Here is a 17,489-nt window from a genome sequence, read left to right on the forward strand (position 1 = left end):
CTTCAGCGGGGCGGGGCCATGCTCGCGAGGAACTCCGCCTCGCTGAGCCGCCCGTCGTAGTCGATGTCGAGCATGTTCAGCACGCTCTTCAGTCGAATGGGATTGAAGGAGCGGCCTTCGAGTCGCTCCAGATCCTCCAGCTCGACGAAGCCGTCGTTGTCGATGTCGAGGCGACGGAAGGGCGGGACCGGGCCGGCGATCCGCGGCGGGTGGGAATCGCCCATGTCCTGGACAGCGCCGAAGAGGTCGAGCACCGTGCTGGCGCCGGGCATCACGGGCTTGGGGGCTGCGCTGCTCCCGCCGAGCGGGCTCAGGTACGACGCGAGCCGATCGAGTTCATCGACGCCGAGCGTCTTGCTGCCGTCGACGTCCAGACGAAGGAAGACGTCCTTGCTCTCGAATACGCGTGCTTCCTGATCGTAGTCCCGCAGGATCGTCTCGAACTCGAAGCGACTGATCGCGCCGTCCCCGTCGGTGTCGTAGGCCACGCGAAGCTGCCCCGCGTTTCTCCGGCGGGGCGCGCCGTCCAGGTCGGCGAGCACTGGCTCGACGATGCGCCGGTTCTTCGACGCCTCCTCCTCGACGTAGCCGCTGAACTCTTCGAACGTCATCCGGCCGTCGTTGTCCTTGTCGAAGAAGCAGAACCGCGGCGCGTCGAAGCGCATCGATGCGGCGGCCTCGCGGAACGAAATCCATTCACTGCTGTCCGCGTCGGCGACGCTGAACCAGAGCTTCTGCTGGCGCTCGGGTGGGTGGCCGAAGACCGGGTTGTTCGGATCGTCCAGGCCACCGAGGGGGCCATTGCCCGTCCGGTCGCCGTCCGGGTTGGTCGTGGGCGCGCCATAGGCGCCGCCTGATCGGCGGATCGCGTCGATCGCAGTGGGCTTGCCGATGCCCCGCGGAATCGACGGGCCCGTGGCCGCCCCCCTCTTCGAGCGTGGCTTCCCTCCTGCACGGCCTCGCTGGGGCAAGGCGCTTCCCGCTGCGCCGGTGACCGGGTCGGCCCCAGGGACCGCTGCGTGGGCCGCTCCGGAAGAAATGGTCGCGGGGAGGCCCAGCGAGAGGACCAGCGCGGCGGAAAGGGCGATCTGACGGGGCGTGGGGCCTTTGCGAAGCATGACGGAAGTATCGGCCGGATCAGGGCGACGGGGGAGGGTCTGACACGAAAAACGGCCCGGAGGTCCCAGCGGGAACCTCCGGGCCGCGCGCCCGCAGGCGTCAGCCGTCACGCGCCGGGGGTCTGCTTCATCTCGCCCGACTTCTTCTTGGCCACGTACTCGTCCAGCTGCGCCTTGACCTTGCCCGACAGAAGGATCACCCCGAGGACGTTGGGGATGGCCATGCCGAGGATCATCAGGTCACCGAAGTTCAGGACCGCTTTCGCCGTGATGACGGAGCCGAGGAACGTGAAGGTCAGGAAGAGCGCCTTGTAGAGGAGTCCGAGGCCGTCTCCGAAGAGCCAGGCGAAGCAGCGCTCGCCGTAGTAGGACCACGAGATCATCGTGGAGAACGCGAAGAGGGCGACCGCGATGCTGAGGACGTAGGGGAACCAGCTCAGGGTGGTCCCGAAGGCCTGGCTCGTGAGGGCCGCGCCGTTCTTGGAATCGATGAAGTTGGCGAACTGGGTCAGCTCACCGGCTTCGTCGACCCGCACGTAGGCATCGGTGATCACGATCACGAGGGCGGTCATCGTGCAGACGATGATGGTGTCGATGAGCGGCTCCAGAAGGGCCACGATGCCTTCTCGAACCGGGTACTCCGTCTTGGCAGCGGAGTGTGCGATCGCCGCGGAGCCCACGCCCGCTTCGTTGGAAAACGCGGCCCTCTGGAAGCCGACGATCAGGACGCCGACGATGCCGCCGAGGGCGGCGTCGGGGTTGAACGCCCCGTCGATGATCGTCTGGAAGGCGGGGCCGACATGGCCGACGTTGGAAAGAATCACGAAGAGGCAGGCAGCCACGTAGATCCCGCACATGAGCGGCACGATCTTGGACGCAACGTCCGCGATCCGGCGGAGGCCGCCGAGGATGACGGCGCCCACGGCCACCGTCATGATGGCGCCGTAGATCCAGCCGTTCTCACGCACGCCGTCGGCGTTCTCGCCGAAGAACGAGACCGTTTCCCCGATGGCGCCGAGGGACTGGTTGACCTGGAAGCTGTTGCCGCCCGCCAGCGACCCTCCGATGCAGAGGATCGCGAACATGACGGCGAGGACCTTGCCGAGGCCGCCCATGCCCTGCTCCTTCAGACCGTGGGAGAGGTAGTACATCGCGCCGCCCATCACGCTGCCGTCGCTGCGCGTCTGGCGGTACATCTGGCCCAGGGAGCACTCGGTGAACTTGGACGCCATGCCGAGGAAGCCCGCGAGGATCATCCAGAGCGTCGCGCCCGGTCCACCGAGGGAGATGGCGATGGCCACGCCCGCGATGTTGCCGAGTCCGACCGTGGCGGAGAGCGCGGCGGAGAGCGCTTCGAAGTGGCTGACTTCGCCCTCCTCCGCGAGATCGGGATCGTCCCACTTGCCCCGGGTCACCGCGATCGCGTGCCCCACGAGGCGGAGCTGGACGAAGCCCATCCGCACGGTGAAGAAGATCGCGCCGAGGACGAGCCAGAGCACCGCGAAGGGAATCGTCTGCTGGCTGAACGTCTTCTCGCCGTTCGTGAACGGAATCGCGGTCGGCGAGACGCCGGTCGTCCCGGGAATCGGGATGGGGAAGAAGAAGATGCCCTCGATGACGGTGTTGACCGCCGTCATCTTCTTGTCGACCGTGGTCTGCCAGTCTTCTCCGCTGTCCTGCGAGACGCTGTCTTCCACGACGTCCGAGACGGCGCCAGCGGCGTTCTGGACGGCGTCCGTGGCTTCTCCTGCGGCGTTCTCGACCGCATCGACGGTCTCCTGGAGGGCTCCATCGGCCTCCTGGGAGGCCGGCGCGTCGGCGTGGGAAGAGGCGGCGGCTGGGCTCGAAGCTGCGGCGCAGAAAAGCGACAGGACGAGCGGGATCAGCAGACGATGGGGGGATCGCATGGGCGTCGGGGAGGGATGTGGAAAAGAGGGGGCCGCGCAGTTTGCCAAAACCGGAGCCCCATCGGAGGTCCCGCGTACCGGACGCTTACTTCGAGCGTCGCTTGGGCAGCCCGCCCGCGATGCGTCCGGTGAACATGAAGGTGCCCTCGATCCGCATTCCGGGCTGGGGCGGAGGGTGTCCATCGCAGTGGAGTTGCCAGGGCGACAGAAAGAGCAGCAGCGGTCGATCGGGCGCGTCGCAGATCGCGATTTCGACCGGCTCCGAGGTGAGTTCGTTCTGGATCCGGCGGATTTCTCGGATCCTGAGGGAGACGTCGCAGCAGCCGCCGGGCTCGTCGGGTGACCCGAGCGGGCGAATGTACGCGCCCGCGGGGCGATCGAGGATCGAAGCGGGCTCGACCTCCTCGTTGGCGATCACCCGCTCCACGTGAACGGCGAACCCGGCGACGCTGACCGCCAGCACGTGGCCAGGCGAGACCCTCGATCCGAGACGGCGTGCGTCCGTGATCCAGGTCGAGAGCCGGTACGCACCCCCGGGCTCATCGTCTTCGGCGGGCCCGATCGGCGGTGAGGCCCATCCCGAGAGCAGCGCATCGAAGGGGCTGTCGGGCTGGCGGACGATCGAGGTCACGGCGAGCCGAAGCCGGTGGGGGACCTTGAAATGCGGTGTGAGGGTCCAGAACGAGCGATCTGGAGCGCGGTCCGCGCGGAGTTCCAGCCCGCTCCCGAGGGACAGCGTGCGGTGGTCTGCGGGGTCACCCCGCCAGGCGGCGGCCTCTCCGCGCGTCCGGACGATATCGACCAGGTCCTCCTCACCGATGGCTGGCGAGAATCCAATGCATTCGAGCAGGAAGTCCATGGGGTGCGGCCGGATACCATGTATCGATGGCCTTGCTGACCGACATTCTAGGGACTGCGCGACCCGCGCGAGACCCTCTTCTTCATGCCCGGGTGACCTCGGACCCGGTCTTACGCTTTCGATGCGGCGCGGCCCTGGCGATCGGGGCGGCTTTCGGCTGCCAGGGCCCCTCGCCAGAGGCGGAGGCCGTCCGCGTGAAGGACGTCGCGGCGGCCGATCCCGGCCGGGCTCTGGTCGAGCGACTGGCTGGAATCGACGTGCTTCACGTGGACCTCTGGGAGAGCGGCGAGCGAGCCGCGAGGATCGAGGGTCTGGCGCAGCTCGATCGCACCCCTTCGGTCGCGGGCGGCTACGCGCTGGCCGGTCGCCCCGTCAGGCTCTCGTTCCTCCACGATCCCGACGCCGATGCCGCGGCCGATGGGTCGCTTCGACGGGTGGTGGTCGAGCTGAACTGGCTCGGGGTGGACGCGAGCGCCCTTCCTGCGGCCAGCGTTCCAGCCTCGGTCGAGCCGCTGCTCCGCGGTCTGGATCCGGCCGATCGCGCGACGCTCGTTGTCCACACGGCCGGCGGTCGTCCATGGGACCTCGGCCTCGCGCCGCTTTCCTACCACGCCGAGCAGCTGCGCGAGATGGCTCTCGCCGAGGACGCTGCGCGAAGCGCCGCCATTCCTTCCGCCGCGCCGTTCGCGGACTCGGAGCCCGCCGGCGATGCTCTCCAGCGGGCCGCGCTCGATCCCTTCCTTCGCTTCTGCGAGGCCGAGCTGCTCGTGCGTCGTCCGGACGTGCAGCAGCCGTACGGTGCCTCGCCCGCCAGCGTCTGGTTCGGCGACGTCGTCGCCATCGATCCGGGACCCGACGGCGCGGCGCTCCGATGCCTTTCGGGCCTGATGCACCGGCTCTTTCTCGAGGACCTGCCCGGGGGTGTGGCGGCCGAAGAGGCGGAGCGCGCTCACACGCCGAGTCTCGACGAGGACTGGGCGGTGCCGCGCTTTCTGGCCCTGCGCGAGATGATGGGGAAGGAAGCGTTTCGCGGCCTCCTTCGCGCCTTCGTGGATGCCCATCGCGGCGGGAAAGCCGTGACCTGGGATGACCTGGCGACGGCCGCCGAGGCCGTCGCGCCGGACCTCGGCGCGCGCTTCGTTCGAGCCTGGCTGCGGAATCCGTCGGAGGCGCGCGTGAAGACCCGCTGGCGCTACGACGAGGCGCGCGGCCGAGTGCTCCTCCGCGTGGACCAGGTGCATGAGCTTCAGGGCGGCCAGGTCGCGCCGGCCTTTCCATTCCTTCTGCCGGTGAGCATCACGGACGCAGCCGGCAACGTGACCCGGGAGGTGCTGGAGATCGACAAGCGCCGTGACCTCCTCGAGATCGACGCGCCGACGCTGCCCGTGCGCTTCGACGTGGACCCGGACGAAACCCTTGCTCCGCTCCTGACGCTGGAGCCATCGGACCCCGAGGATCCAGAAGCCCGTTAGTGATCCTCGGCGACGCCACAGCCCCGGGCCGTCCTGACACGACGTTCGCGACTCCACCGAAGGAGCTGCGGCGCGCGTATCGGAGTCTCGTTGCGGACGTCAAGCTGGCGCTCCTCTCGGAGATCGGCGCTCGTTCGGTGTTCGATCACATCGCGCGGCGCGCGCGGGATCCTGAGCTGGCGGTGGTCGCGAAGCAGCTGAACGAGGACGGGATCTGGCTCGTGGCCCGCGTTCAGGAGCTCATCCGCAGCATGGGAGGAAAGCCGCGCCGTACGAGTTTTCGGCGACGTGCGCTGGCGCGCGTTCTCGTGCACGGCGTCCCGATCACAGGGCCGCGGCCCGCCCTGCGCCTGATCCGTCACGCCGAGGAAACCGTGGCGCGCTGGTACGCGCAGTACGCGCTCTTCCTCGTCCGCATCGGCGATCATGAGCGGGCCCAGGCCTTCGAAGACCTGCGCGCCATCAAGATCCGGCACGCCCAGACGATCGGCGCCTGGGTGGACAACATCGGCCGAGGTCACGGCCGCTCCTTCTGAGTCTCCCGCCATGCCCTGGATTCGCACCATCTCCGTCGACGAGGCCACGGGGCGCCTCGCCAGGACCTACCAGGCCGCCATCCAGCGCGCGGGGCGCGTCTTCGGCATCCTGCGTGCCCAGAGCCTGTCGCCGCCGATCCTCGATGCGTCGATGGGCCTTTACCAGAAGATCATGTACGCGGCCGAGGGAATCAGCCGCCGCCAGCGCGAGATGCTGGCGACGGTCGTGAGCCAGGTGAACGCGTGCCACTACTGAACCTGTAGCCACGCCGATGACCTCCGTGTCGAGGTCGACCGGGAATGGTCCGAGCAAGAGGAGAGCGAGCGCGCTGCGTTCGTCGAAGGCATCCGCGTGGGCTGGCGCTCGCTGTCTGGAATCAGCGCGGAAGATCGCGCCCTCTGCGTCTTCGCCGAGGCGCTCACGCGCGAGCCGGCGGGAATGCGCGAGTCGCACGTGCAGGCGCTGCGCGCCGAGGGTTTCGATGACGTGGCGATCCACGACGCGATCCAGGTGATCGCGTACTTCAACTACATCAACCGCATCGCAGACGCGGTCGACGTCGAGCTGGAGCCCGAGTACCCGCCGCATCCGAGGGACGCTGACCGTTGAGCGCGAACTTTCACGTACCCGGGCTCGATGCGAGCGAGCCGCAGCCCGCGCTTCTGCTCCACAGCGATCCGTCGGAGCTGATGGTGGTGCTCGAGGCGTGCCCTGGGCTTCGCTGGAGAGCGGCGTCCAGCGGACCGGAAGTCCTGGCGGCGCTGGAGGCTCACCGGCCAACGGTCGTCTTTTCGCTGAAGCACTCGGGCTTCCCCGGCGACGAGCATCGGCCCGCGATCATGGCGCCGTCGGTGCGCTGGTTCCACGTCGGCGGCTCCGGCGTCGATCATCTCGCGGGCTACGACTGGAGCCGGGTGACGATGACGACCTGCGCGGGCGTGCTGGCGCCGTTCCTGGCGGAGCGCGCGGCGGCGGCGCTCTTGTATCTCTCCACTCGTCTCGACGAAACGGTGCGTTCGACGGCCGAGCGGCGGTGGGAGCCCACGCGGTTCGCGTCGCTCCAGGGAAAGACCGCGGTGATCGTCGGCGCGGGGGCGGCGGGCACGGAGCTGGCGCTGCGCCTGCGGCCCTTCGGGCTGCGGCTCGTCGGCGTGCGGGCGAGCGGCGAGCCGCATCCCGCCTTCGACGAGATGCATGGACCGGGCGCGCTGGCCGAACTTCTGCCGCGCGCCGATGTGCTGTCGCTGCACGTGCCGCTGAACGCTGCTACCCGGCATCTGATAGGCCAGGCCGAGCTGGAGCGTCTGCCCGCGGGCGCGATCCTCTTGAACTCCGCCCGCGGCGCGGTCCTGGAGGAGCGGGCGCTCCCCGGCGCGCTCGACCGAGGGCTCGGAGCCGCCTGGCTCGACGTCTTCGAGGTCGAGCCGCTGCCGGTGTCGAGCCCGCTCTGGTCGCACCCCCGCGTCTTGATCACGCCGCACCAGGCGGATCAGGTCGGAGACTATCCGATGCGTTTCGCCAGGCGATTCGCGGAACTCTGGGCGGAGCTTACCGCCCGCCGTCCGCGATGAGGGCGGCCCCGATCATTCGAGTACCACCTCGATCGCGTCCGTGAAGTTCGAGGTGATCGTGGGATTTGCGTCCCGGAACCAGCACTGGAAGTTCCAGCTTTCGCCGGCCGCTCCGACGACGGGCCCGGTCGGCTGGGGGATCTGCGTCAAGTCCACCGTGACGGCGATTTCACCCGTGGCACCTGAGTTCTGAATCTGGCCGATGAAGCGTCCCACGGCGCCGCCGACGCAGAGGTTGCCCTGGCTGCCGCCCGGGTTGGCCGCGAAGCCCTGGGTGCTGGAGACGATGAAGAAGCCAAAGCTGGAGGTCGGCAGAGCCGACGCCAGCAGGCCGAGGTCGTTGTTCGCGACGAAAGGCGAACCGGTGGCACGCACCGTCCCGGAGGCGCCCGACGAGTTCGGTACGGCGGGCCCGCAGTAGTTCGTGCCGAACATCGGTTCGAAGATCGCGACGTCCGGAAGGGAGAACTCGATGAAGTTGCCGGCGCCGAAGAAGCCGAAGTTGTAGGAGGTCCACGTCGAACTCGGCCAGGAGCCGAGTTCGGTCGTGATGTCGGTCGAGCTGAACAGGGTGCCCGTGCTATCGCCTGCTTCCAGGGTCACTCCGCCGCCGTTCATGGCAGGCGCGTTCATCATCTGAATCCGATCGGCCACGGGGAAGTCGTTGATGATGCCGACCTGGCCGCCGGTGAGCATCTCGCGGTAGCCGCCGATCTCGACGTAGGAGGCCGCGCCGTCGATCGTGTAGTTCGTGTACTGGCCGGCGACGAGGTCCATCCCGGGGACGGACACCTCGACGTGCAGAAGCGCAGCATCGCCGACGACGACGGTGCTGAAGACGCCTCCACCGGAGGGGTTGGCCGTCACGACCACGCCTGTCGCCTCCAGAATGATGTCTCCGGCGGCCGCTGTGGGGGCAAGAAGGAGCGCGAAGGCGGTGCAGGCGAGAGCGCCGAGGCGGCCGGTTCGAGTCGGGATGAGGTGCTTCATGGCCCGTACGATACCCTCCCTTTCTTTTCCTGGATAGTTTCCGGAGGGTTTCGGGCGGATGGGGATCGATCCCAGGCCTTCAGCGTGACTTGCGCTGGCGTTTCGCCTCCTCCGAGACGATGCGACGCGCGCGGGCCCGGACCGAGGCTTTCGGATCGTCGGCTCCCGCCTCCAGAGCGCGCCGCGCGGGCTCCTCGTACCGTGGGTGCTGAAGGCTGAGGCGGTAGAGTCCGTCCATTGCCCAGGCGCGCAGGAAGGCGTGCTCGGACTGGCAGCCGTTCGTCAGGAACTCGGCGAGAGGCTTCGCGCACGTCGCGGGGATCTCCAGGTGCTGAATGAGCTGCGCGAGGTGGAGCCGCGCGTCGACGGGGTCATTCTCGTAGGGGGCTCTCTCATGGGGGTCTCTCTCATGAGGGTCTGCGTCTAGCCCACGTCGAGCGAGGCGCTCGACCGACGCCGCGGGGATCGCTCGACCGCTGCGGGCGTGCCGCAGCAGGAGCCAGGACGCCGGTACGGAGAACTCCGGGTCACCGCAGCCCGCGATCAACTCGTCGACCCAGCCGTGTCCACCCTCCGGCGGCATGCGCCGATCCGCTTCCGTCGCGAGGGCGTCGACGCCGCCTTCGCGGTAGGCATCGGCCAGGGCCCGCAGAAGGGCCGTCACAGCTCGGTGTCCTCCGACACGAATTCCTCGAGCACCGCGGCCAGCCCCAGGGTCACTCGGGCGAGGCTCTCCGTGTCGAGCCGTTCCGGCAGGTCCTCGCTCGTGTGATAGTACGGGTCGCGGAACACCGCGGTGTCCGTCACCATGAGCGCGCGGTAGCCGACCTGGGCGAACGACCAGTGGTCGGACCACCCGACACCCGCGATCGCCGATGGCAGCGAAGCGCCTTCGCTGGGAAACTCGCTCAGCGCGCGGAACCGACCGATCGTCCTGCGAACGAGTCCGGAGGAAAGCAGGTTCCCGACGAACGCGACGAAGTTGCCGCGGCTCGGGTAGGCGGCGCGCAGGATCGTCGACGGATAGTTCTGGGAGCCGTCCTCGTCGGTGTAGTAGCCGAGGGTTTCCAGGCTCCACATCGCGCGGATGTCGTCCTTGCGGTCGCGGCACGCGCGAGCGTAGACGAGGCTCCCCATCGTGTCCTGCTGGAAGTGTGGCGGCTCTTCGTTCGTGAAGAAGACGAAGCGCAAGGTACGATCGCACGGCGCGCCTGCGAATCGCTTCGCGAGCGCCAGCAGCGCGGCCGTCCCCGAGCCGTTGTCGTTCGCCGCAGGCACTCCGTAGAAGCCGTCGTAGTGAGCACCGACGACGACGATCTCCTCGGGAAGGGTTCGGCCGATGATCTCGACTTCGAGGTTCGCGGTCGTCTGGCCGGCCACTTCGAAGGGGATGCGGAGTGGGTCGTAGCCGTGGGCCGTCAGCTGCCGTTCGAGGTAGACCAGCGCCGCTTCGAGACCCACCGGGTGTTCGAGGCTCCGCGCTCCGATGACGCGGCCGAGTTGATGCAGGTGCGCCGCGAGTTCTTCGGCCAGCGTTTGCTCGGGGACGGTGGCAGGGGCCGTCTCTCCCGAGAAGCTCCGCCCCGGCATTCTGACGCTGAAGAACCAGCCGGCGCCAGCCAGTGCGAGGATCGTGAGCACGAAGCCACGCCGGATCCTGAAGTGCCGCCAGGCGGATCTGCGAGGAGCGTCTGGCCCGGAAGCACCGTCGGGTTCGTGGCTGATCGGGTCGGAGGCATCGACTGGCATGCGCTGGTAGCTTCCGGACTGCACTCACGGCTGTCAAAGGTCGTCTTTAGGCTCGGCCTGGTAATCTGATCCCCATGAAACTCTTCGATCCAGGCCCGCGCGACCGTTCCACCTCACTGGGCCTGCTGCTCCTCCGCCTCGCCGCTGGCGGAATGATGATGAGCCACGGCATTCCGAAGCTCGCCAAGTTCAGCGAGCTGAAAGGCAGCTTCCCTGATCCGCTGGGGATCGGCCATCTGCTGTCGCTCGTCAGCGCGATCGGCTGCGAGGTGGGCTGTGGACTGCTCGTGGTTCTGGGACTGGGAACGCGTATCGCCACCCTGCCCGTCGTCTTCACGATGGGCGTGGCCGCGTTCATCGTCCATGGCTCGGATCCCTGGGCGAAGAAGGAGCTGGCCGTGCTCTACGGGCTCGTGTTCCTCGCGTTCTTCTTCACGGGTGCGGGGCGCTTCTCCATCGACGGCAAGAACGCGAAGTCCGGCTGAAGCGTGTAGCCAGGGCGGAAGAGTCCTGGTGCGACCCGTGGGGTGGCTCTTGCGTTTGAGTTAGTCTTCTTGGATGGCCGATCGACCGTCCCTTTCCTCCGTGCCGACCCTGGCTCTCGTGGCCACCTCGGTGCTCTTCGCCAGTCTGGGTACGACCCTCGCGCTGCGTGGATTCGTTCTGGGCGAGTCTGGACGCGGGACGCAAGAGCCGACCCTCGACGCCGCGGCCGCGCTCATCGATCACCCCAGGATCGAGATTCGGGCTGGCTCGAGTGAGGAGTCCGTCGTCCGCGGCGCGGCGCTGCGCCTGGCATCCGCATGGAGGGATCTCGGCCACGCGGGCGCACTGGCGTCGAGTGCCGAGAGCGACGCGGAGACTGCCGGGCACATGGTGGTGACGCGCCCCTTTCCCGAATCGCTGCCCGCTGAATCGAAGTTCTGGGCCTCCCTCGGTCTGACCCGGGAGGGCGATCTCCTGGTGACGGGAGAGGGCCATGCGTGGCCCATGGAGTCCGCGGGAGTCGCGATCACGCTGATGCCCGCTCATCTGGAGCGCGCGGGCGAGAGGCTGGCCCCGCTGGAACTCGCGGACGTCGCGTCGGCCTGCGCGGGCGCGATCACCGTGATCATCGGGAAGACCGCCGATTCCGCTTCGGTCGTCCACGGACTCGATGCCCTCGGGCGCGGCGGCCCTCCCGTTGCGCCCAGGCTCGTTCTCTGGAGCGAGGGGCAGCGGGTTTTCGAGGCTCGGCTCGACGAGCGAGGCGGAGCCATTCTTCCGGGGGCCGAGTTCTCCGTCGTGTCCGGCCCGAGACCGGCGGGGGAGCGGTTTCAGGAGCTGTCTCAGCGAGCAGCGGGCATCGTATCCACGATCGGGTCCTTCGGATGGGAGAGCCAGGCACCGCGCGTGCTGGAGTGGTCGAGCCTCGCGGCACGCGCCCGTGATGGTGCCGCGCAGCGCGCGGGTTGGTACGACGCGGCCGTGCATGCGCTCGTGGTCAAGGCAGGCGTGCCTGCGAGCGAGGACGACGCTCTCTTCGCCTTCGCCGAAGCGGAGCTGCTCAGCGCCTTCGGGCCGCCCGGGACTCCTTGGTTGGCGCGCGGCCTCGTCCACGAGCTGGTCCGGAGCAGCGGTGGATTTACGCTCGAGGAGATCGAGTCGCGTTCGGGCGCGGTGACCTTCGACGAGATCGTCGGGCCTGGACGTGGGAGGAATCGGATGGTTCTGGCGCCTGCGGAAGCGCGACTCGCGCGGTGTCTGTGCGAAGAACTCGGAATGGGAGTCGCCGAAGCCTGGGGCTTGGCGGTGGCCGGGAACGTGGATCTGGATCGGTCGCTGCGCGAGCGCTGGAAGGCGAGCCTCCAGCGCTTCCCGATCGAACGGAGGTCGCCCTCGATGCGGCTGACGAAGAGTGGGGCGCGGGTCGAGGTGAAGGCGACCGCGAGTGAGCTCGCGAGCCCGGATTTCCTGCGGGAACTCGACCGGATCGCAGCCCTTGGTTTTCGGGGGATCGCCCTCGAGGTGCACGTTCCCGTGGCGCCGCCGGGAGCGACGGAGCGGCGGCATGCGCTGGACGGTCTCGGCGGCTGGGGGCGGGACGTCACGATTCAAGGAGACGGGCTCGTTCTGGCCTGTGCGCTGGAAGCGCGGTCTCGCGGTCTGGATGTGACGCTGGCGCCGCGCTTCGTCACCAGCGCCTCCGGGGGGGCCGGGCGACAGCAGATCCACGGTAGCTCCGAGCGGCTTCTGCTGTACGGCGAGCGTCGCGCGCTGGCGATGGAAGGGATGGCGTGGCTTGCGGAGCAGGCGGAGGCCACTGGACTGGTCGTGCTGGACTCCGAGGACATGCCGTGGATCTATCCCGACGCGGCGTCGGTGCCCGATCCCGAGGCGCTGGCTGCGCTGGAGAACACGCGGCGTCAGGCGCTCGTGTACTCGGCGCCCTTCGCGGGTGAGCGTTTCGTCTTCACCCCCGCGCCGAGGGTGCGCGACCTGGCCCTCGAGAACCTGGCGAGTCCGGCCTTGCGCGGGCTGCTCCAGGGGCCGCTCGCTCACGTGAAGCTCCGCGTCGGTCTGGACGTTCAGCGAAGGCTTCAGGGTTCCGGGTGGAGGGAGCGTTCGAGTTCGAGCGAGGTGGCCGCGGAGCCCGCGCGCTCGGAGTTCGCGCTCGTCGGGCCCTGGTACGTTCGGGCGCGGGACGCTGACCGATCAGGCGTGGACGCACCAGACCTCAGCTTCGAGGAAGATGCGCGCCTCCGGGACCTGAGCGGCGCGATCAGCGCGGAAGCTGTTCCAGGAGCCGCTGGATCAGATCGGCCGAGGTGAGCTCCGTGGCGGCCGTGGGGTCAGGGTGGGTGGAGCAATCGAAGAGTCGCGGCTCGGCCCAGCCGTTGTCGGTGCGCCGGGCCACGAGGCGGTAGCGGTCGGTGCGAACCGTGCCCCACGGTCCGAAGTAGGCGGCGACGGAGGTGCGCGGCGCTCGACCTGGATCGCGCAGGACCGGAGTGAGGTCGATGCCGTCGAGGGGGGCCGCCATCGGTGCCTCGGAAAGGCTCGCGAGGGCCAGGAGTGTCGGTGCCAGATCGATGGACGCGACCAGCGATGCGGTCGCCGAGCCCGCTTTCGTCACGCCGGGTGCGCGCACGATGAGGACGCTGCGGAGCGATCGATCGAGGACCGTGTGCTTGCCCCAGACGCCGGACTCACCGAGGTGCCAGCCGTGGTCGCCCCAGAGCACGACGATGGTGGAGTCCGCGAGGTCTTCGGACTCGAGCGCGTCGAGGACGACGCCGACCTGGCGGTCGACGTAGCGGACGCAAGCGAGATAGGCGCGACGCGCGGTGATCGCTTCCTGTGCGTCGAGGGGAAGACGCGGCCCAGGCCCATCGAAGAGGTCTGAATCGTAGCGCGTGAACTCTGCGCTCCTGTGGGTCGATGGCACGCGGAGGTCCGGCGGTGAAGCGGGCGCTTCGATCTCGATGCCCGCCATCGCTTCCCAGTCCGCGCGGGGGGCGACGAAGGGCAGGTGAGGCTTGTAGAAGCCGACGCCCAGGAAGAAGGGCGAATCGGCGGCCTTCAGTTCGCGAAGTTTCTGCGCGGCCGCTGCGGCCATGAGGCCATCGGGAAGGTCGGTGTCCTTCTCCGCGGTGAACTGCATCAGCGCGCGGTGGTTCTCGCCGTCTTCGCGATGCTCTCCGTTCGCGTAGGCGAAGAACGCGCCCCAGCCGCGCTTCCAGGGGCCGAACGGCGTGGCCAGTTCGTCCCAGGCATGGGGGAGTTCATGATCTCCGTCGCCCTGGCCCGAATAGGCGAACACGCGGCCATCGGGCGTGTGTGAGATCTTTCCGATGCAGACCGTGTGGTAGCCGCCGCGGCGGAAGGCCTCGGGCAGGCTCTGTGCGACCGGTCGACCGCCGGAGTCAGAGAGGGCGGCGGGCCTCAGCTTCGTGGCGCCCTGGTAGAGCGCTTCGTTGGCGAGCGCGCCGGAGGCGGCGGGGCTGCGGCCGGTGAGCAGCGCATAGCGCGAGGGGCCGCACGAGGGAGCCTGGACGAAGTGACGATCGAAGCGTAGCGCGGTCGCGGCGAACGCGTCCATGTGTGGAGTGCGCGCGGCCGTTGAACCATAGCAGCCGAGTTCGGGGCGGAGATCGTCGATCGCGATGAACAGGACGTTCATCGGCGCGGGAGAATCCGGTTCCTGCGCGCTGCAGGGTGCCGCGAGCTGGAGTCCGAAAAGGGACGTCCCGAGGAAGGTCGCGAGGAGGCTGGCGACCTCCATGCTCAGCTCTCCTTGGCGGCGTCTTCCGCAGCGATCTTCCCGCGCTTGCGAGGGGCGACGCCCTGGATCTCGATGGATCCATCGTCGAGGAGAGCCTTGATGGCGGGCTCCTCCGCCTGCTTGGGCGAGATTTGCCCCTTGCCGCCGGGCACGAGAAAACAGCGCTTGCCGCCCGCGAGGGGCAGCCGAATGGGCTTGGTGGTCTTGTTCTTGATGTCCATGATCGGGGACGACGGTAAGCAAACCGGCCGCGAAGCGCGCACCCGGATCCAAGATCCCCACCAAAACCCCTCACCCGCCAAGCCGATACAAACGGACCAGGTGCATCCATTCCGGAACAAACGGACCAGGTGCATCCATTCCGGTACAAACGGACCAGGTCCGTTTGTACCGGAATGGATGTACCTGGTCCGTTTGTTCCGGAATGGATGCACCTGGTCCGTTTGTATCGGCTTAGCGGGTCAGGGTTTGCCAGGTGTTGAGGGGGGCCTCGTGGGTTGTTTTTTGGCCACCTGGCCAGGTCACTTCGATCGAGTCGATCGCGGTGGCCTTGCCCAGGCCGAAGTGGAGTTCGGGGGCGTTGCCCGTCAGGTAGCCCTGGCCCGCTCGCAGGGACTGGCGGTGGGTTTCGTCGTTGGTGAGCTTGATGGTGACGGTCGCGCCGATGGCGTAGGGATTGAGGCCCGGTTGGCGCAGACGGATTCCCTTCCATTCACCCAATCGGGGAGAATCGTTTCTCAGGAGGATGACGCGGCCGTTGTTCGAGGTAACCAGAAGGTCCACGTCTCCGTCCTGGTCGTGGTCCGCGCCGATCGCTCCCCGGGACGACTGTGCGATCGTGGTGACCGCCGGCGGGAGGGGGTCAGCGAGGCGGAACTTGCCCGTTCCATCGCCGAGAAAGAGCTGGTCCGTCTGGCCCACGCAGATCCCCGTGCTCTCGTAGTCCGGGCTCGTGTAGCCGTTCGCCACGTAGAGGTCCAGGTCTCCGTCGAGGTCCAGGTCGAAGAGCTCCGCTCCCCACGACGTCTTCCCGATTCCGCTCGGGCCCAGGCCCGAACGCACCGTGTAGTCATGGAAAGAGGCGCGTCGGCGCTTCGAAGAACGGTCCGAGACCACGCTGTTGAGGTAGAGCGCGTTCGCCTCCAGCTCCCAGTTCGTCAGGAACACATCCTCGTCCCCGTCGCGGTCCACGTCGCCGACCGCGAGCCCCATCCCGCCCCGCGGGTCGTCCAGGCCCGTCGAGAACGACACGTCCTTGAAGGTTCCATCGCCTTCATTCCGAAAGAGGACGTTGAACGAAACGTCGTTCGCCACGTACAGGTCCTCGTCGCCGTCCTGGTCGAAGTCCCAGAAAACCGACTGCATCCCGCGACCCTGCACGTCCAGAAGACCGAGGGCCTCCGTCGCATCCTCGAAGGCCAGCTCGCCTCTCTCAGCCAGCAGGTTTCTGAGGTACACGTTCCGCTGGCCCGGGAAAGCGAACGGCAGCATTTCGACCGGATCCTCGCGCTGGTAGCGGCCGAGCTCCTCCGCGGGCGGCATCTTCTCGAGGTCGTACTCGAGGTAGCTCGTGATGTAGAGATCCAGATCGCCGTCTCCGTCCGCATCCGCCGCCGTGACGCTCGCGCTCCAGAGATCCAGCTTCGGCAGAAGCTCCGTCGCCTCGGTGAACGCGCCGTTGCCCTTGCCGAGGTACAGGCGGTCCGGTCCGTAGTTCGCGCAATAGAGGTCGAGATGGCCGTCGCCATCGACGTCCACGAAGAGCGCTCCCATCCCCGCGTCGCCGCGGCCGAGCCCCGCCGCCAGCGTGATGTCCTCGAAGCGCCCGCCTCTTAGACCACGGTAGAGCCGATCGGGAAGGGGATCGGTTCCGGGCCGCCCCGCGCCCTGCAGGATCACCAGGTCGAGCCATCCATCTCCGTCCACGTCACCCCAGGCCGCACCCGGCCCCATGGTGGGGCGGATGTCGAGCTGCTCCGCCGCGCCCTCGAAGTGCACCACGTCGATACCGCTTTCCCGCGTGGCGTCGACCAACGCCGCGCCCGGAGTCCTCGCTGGATCCCCCCGAAACGGCGCTTCTCGGTTGGGCTGTTTCTCGGCCGAGTCCACGTGGAGAAAGAGCGTCATCCCGATACCGGGTAGCTCGAGTGCTTCCGCCAGCCCCTCGGGCATCGCGAAAGCGAGTTTCGACGCATCGTTGCCGCGAGGCGTGAGGGCCGCCACCTTTCGCGGCTTGACCTGCTGCACGAACATGGCCGCGTCCAGCGGCGCCTCGGTGGCCAGATCGAAACTCCCTCCCTCCAGCTCGAGCGTCAGATCGATCGTCAACTCCGTCCCGTCCGAATCCAGCACCAGCGGTCGCAGCGGATCCGCGCGCAGGAACGCCTCGACGCCTTCCACTGCCATCCGCCACCCGAGGTCCGAAGGCGACTCGGGCGCGCGACTCGGAGGTCCGAACAGCAGCAGAGTGGACACCTGCCCCGCCTCCGGCGGCGTCAGGACGACCCTGCCGCCGCGAACGCAGTGGCCGTCTCGCCGAATCAGATGCCCAAGGTCCCAGCTGGCGTTCGCCCCCCCGGATCGAGCCGCCCTGGGTGCCGTCGACCCCTTCACGACGACCGGCCTCGACCCATCGAGGATCACGAACTCGTCGCGGCCGTGCAGGAGCGCCGTCACCGACACCTCCGGCGGCTTGCCCGGCGTACTCAGTCTCACCTGGAACTCCCCACGCACCAGCGCCCCGCGCGTGACCTCGGGGGACAGCGAGGTCAGCGGGGCGAGAAAGCTATCCGACGCGAGCGGGGACCCCAGGACCTGAACTCCCTCCGGCGTCGAGATCGAGATCGTGCTCTTCACCGAGCCCGAAGGTTCGGGCTGGGTGCCTGCGCCATCTTGCGAAACGAGGGAGCCCGGCGAGGGAGCAGGCGGACGGACGGGAGCGAGGAGGGCCGGGACGGCAAGAAGGCACATCGGCGGGATCAAGCACTGCATGACGTGGATCCTACGGCTTCCGCGCCGGCCT

The 17,489-nt window shown here is 68.3% G+C and carries 16 protein-coding genes; 7 read left to right on the plus strand and 9 right to left on the minus strand.

The genetic code is table 11. The features are described from left to right. Window positions 1–2: 2 nt before the first annotated feature. The 3 genes from Poly30_RS08645 to Poly30_RS08655 form a co-directional block, all read right to left on the minus strand. Window positions 3–1,118 (minus strand): EF-hand domain-containing protein, encoded by a 1,116-nt coding sequence (locus tag Poly30_RS08645; protein ID WP_145196296.1) that lies wholly within the window; start codon window positions 1,116–1,118, stop codon window positions 3–5. Between the two features lie 107 nt (window positions 1,119–1,225). Further along, a complete protein-coding gene (locus Poly30_RS08650) occupies window positions 1,226–3,025 on the minus strand; it encodes an alanine/glycine:cation symporter family protein (RefSeq protein WP_419191135.1) in 1,800 nt (599 codons plus the stop codon). Between the two features lie 85 nt (window positions 3,026–3,110). Further along, window positions 3,111–3,884 carry a hypothetical protein gene (locus tag Poly30_RS08655; protein ID WP_145196298.1) on the minus strand — a complete coding sequence of 258 codons (774 nt, stop codon included), beginning with the start codon at window positions 3,882–3,884 and terminating at the stop codon, window positions 3,111–3,113. A 92-nt stretch (window positions 3,885–3,976) separates the two neighbouring features. Between Poly30_RS08655 and Poly30_RS08660 the strand changes: the two genes are divergently transcribed. The 5 genes from Poly30_RS08660 (at window position 3,977) to Poly30_RS08680 (ending at window position 7,464) form a co-directional block, all read left to right on the plus strand. Then, entirely contained in the window at window positions 3,977–5,356 is a 1,380-nt protein-coding gene (locus Poly30_RS08660) for a M1 aminopeptidase family protein (RefSeq protein WP_145196300.1), read from the plus strand. After that, window positions 5,356–5,892, plus strand: coding sequence for a hypothetical protein (locus Poly30_RS08665; protein WP_145196302.1), 537 nt, complete (start codon window positions 5,356–5,358; stop codon window positions 5,890–5,892). The genes Poly30_RS08660 and Poly30_RS08665 overlap by 1 nt, the downstream gene beginning before the upstream one ends. 10 nt (window positions 5,893–5,902) lie before the next feature. Continuing rightward, window positions 5,903–6,148: a carboxymuconolactone decarboxylase family protein gene (locus tag Poly30_RS08670; protein WP_419191136.1), complete on the plus strand. Its 246-nt coding sequence runs from the start codon at window positions 5,903–5,905 to the stop codon at window positions 6,146–6,148. 96 nt (window positions 6,149–6,244) lie between these two features. Continuing rightward, window positions 6,245–6,502, plus strand: coding sequence for a carboxymuconolactone decarboxylase family protein (locus Poly30_RS08675; protein ID WP_145196306.1), 258 nt, complete (start codon window positions 6,245–6,247; stop codon window positions 6,500–6,502). After that, window positions 6,499–7,464 carry an NAD(P)-dependent oxidoreductase gene (locus Poly30_RS08680; protein WP_145196308.1) on the plus strand — a complete coding sequence of 322 codons (966 nt, stop codon included), beginning with the start codon at window positions 6,499–6,501 and terminating at the stop codon, window positions 7,462–7,464. The genes Poly30_RS08675 and Poly30_RS08680 overlap by 4 nt, the downstream gene beginning before the upstream one ends. Window positions 7,465–7,476: 12 nt before the next feature. Here the strand turns inward: Poly30_RS08680 and Poly30_RS08685 are convergent, their stop codons facing one another. The 3 genes from Poly30_RS08685 to Poly30_RS08695 all read right to left on the minus strand — a co-directional run bounded on the left by Poly30_RS08685 (window position 7,477) and on the right by Poly30_RS08695 (window position 10,095). Further along, window positions 7,477–8,454, minus strand: coding sequence for a hypothetical protein (locus tag Poly30_RS08685; RefSeq protein ID WP_145196310.1), 978 nt, complete (start codon window positions 8,452–8,454; stop codon window positions 7,477–7,479). A 79-nt stretch (window positions 8,455–8,533) separates the two neighbouring features. Then, entirely contained in the window at window positions 8,534–9,118 is a 585-nt protein-coding gene (locus tag Poly30_RS08690; protein WP_145196312.1) for a hypothetical protein, read from the minus strand. Further along, entirely contained in the window at window positions 9,115–10,095 is a 981-nt protein-coding gene (locus tag Poly30_RS08695) for a M28 family peptidase (RefSeq protein WP_419191137.1), read from the minus strand. Before Poly30_RS08695 ends, Poly30_RS08690 begins: the two co-directional genes overlap by 4 nt. Window positions 10,096–10,277: 182 nt before the next feature. Between Poly30_RS08695 and Poly30_RS08700 the strand changes: the two genes are divergently transcribed. Both Poly30_RS08700 and Poly30_RS08705 read left to right on the plus strand, forming a co-directional pair. Then, window positions 10,278–10,688, plus strand: coding sequence for a DoxX family protein (locus Poly30_RS08700; RefSeq protein WP_145196315.1), 411 nt, complete (start codon window positions 10,278–10,280; stop codon window positions 10,686–10,688). Window positions 10,689–10,761: 73 nt separating this feature from the next. Then, the gene (locus tag Poly30_RS08705; protein ID WP_145196317.1) at window positions 10,762–13,014 is read left to right on the plus strand and encodes a hypothetical protein; all 2,253 of its coding nucleotides are present in this window, start codon (window positions 10,762–10,764) and stop codon (window positions 13,012–13,014) included. On the opposite strand, the gene Poly30_RS08710 is transcribed toward Poly30_RS08705, so the two are convergent. The 3 genes from Poly30_RS08710 to Poly30_RS08720 all read right to left on the minus strand — a co-directional run bounded on the left by Poly30_RS08710 (window position 12,965) and on the right by Poly30_RS08720 (window position 17,458). After that, a complete protein-coding gene (locus tag Poly30_RS08710) occupies window positions 12,965–14,467 on the minus strand; it encodes a sulfatase (protein WP_145196319.1) in 1,503 nt (500 codons plus the stop codon). The genes Poly30_RS08705 and Poly30_RS08710 overlap by 50 nt on opposite strands. Window positions 14,468–14,469: 2 nt before the next feature. Beyond that, entirely contained in the window at window positions 14,470–14,688 is a 219-nt protein-coding gene (locus Poly30_RS08715; protein ID WP_145196321.1) for a hypothetical protein, read from the minus strand. 232 nt (window positions 14,689–14,920) lie between these two features. Next, on the minus strand, window positions 14,921–17,458 hold the full coding sequence (locus Poly30_RS08720) for a CRTAC1 family protein (protein WP_145196323.1): 2,538 nt from the start codon (window positions 17,456–17,458) through the stop codon (window positions 14,921–14,923). Window positions 17,459–17,489: the final 31 nt, after the last annotated feature.

Origin of the sequence: Saltatorellus ferox (genome assembly GCA_007751475.1) — a bacterium.
Classification (GTDB): Bacteria; Planctomycetota; UBA1135; order UBA1135.

Excerpts from the sequence above, each read along its gene's own strand:
- Poly30_RS08655 (WP_145196298.1), bottom strand. The coding sequence starts at position 3,884 with ATGGACTTCCTGCTCGAATGCATTGGATTCTCGCCAGCCATCGGTGAG.
- Poly30_RS08700 (WP_145196315.1), top strand. The coding sequence starts at position 10,278 with ATGAAACTCTTCGATCCAGGCCCGCGCGACCGTTCCACCTCACTGGGC.
- Poly30_RS08710 (WP_145196319.1), bottom strand. The coding sequence starts at position 14,467 with ATGGAGGTCGCCAGCCTCCTCGCGACCTTCCTCGGGACGTCCCTTTTC.
- Poly30_RS08650 (WP_419191135.1), bottom strand. The coding sequence starts at position 3,025 with ATGCGATCCCCCCATCGTCTGCTGATCCCGCTCGTCCTGTCGCTTTTC.
- Poly30_RS08705 (WP_145196317.1), top strand. The coding sequence starts at position 10,762 with ATGGCCGATCGACCGTCCCTTTCCTCCGTGCCGACCCTGGCTCTCGTG.
- Poly30_RS08720 (WP_145196323.1), bottom strand. The coding sequence starts at position 17,458 with ATGCAGTGCTTGATCCCGCCGATGTGCCTTCTTGCCGTCCCGGCCCTC.
- Poly30_RS08645 (WP_145196296.1), bottom strand. The coding sequence starts at position 1,118 with ATGCTTCGCAAAGGCCCCACGCCCCGTCAGATCGCCCTTTCCGCCGCG.
- Poly30_RS08670 (WP_419191136.1), top strand. The coding sequence starts at position 5,903 with ATGCCCTGGATTCGCACCATCTCCGTCGACGAGGCCACGGGGCGCCTC.
- Poly30_RS08715 (WP_145196321.1), bottom strand. The coding sequence starts at position 14,688 with ATGGACATCAAGAACAAGACCACCAAGCCCATTCGGCTGCCCCTCGCG.
- Poly30_RS08685 (WP_145196310.1), bottom strand. The coding sequence starts at position 8,454 with ATGAAGCACCTCATCCCGACTCGAACCGGCCGCCTCGGCGCTCTCGCC.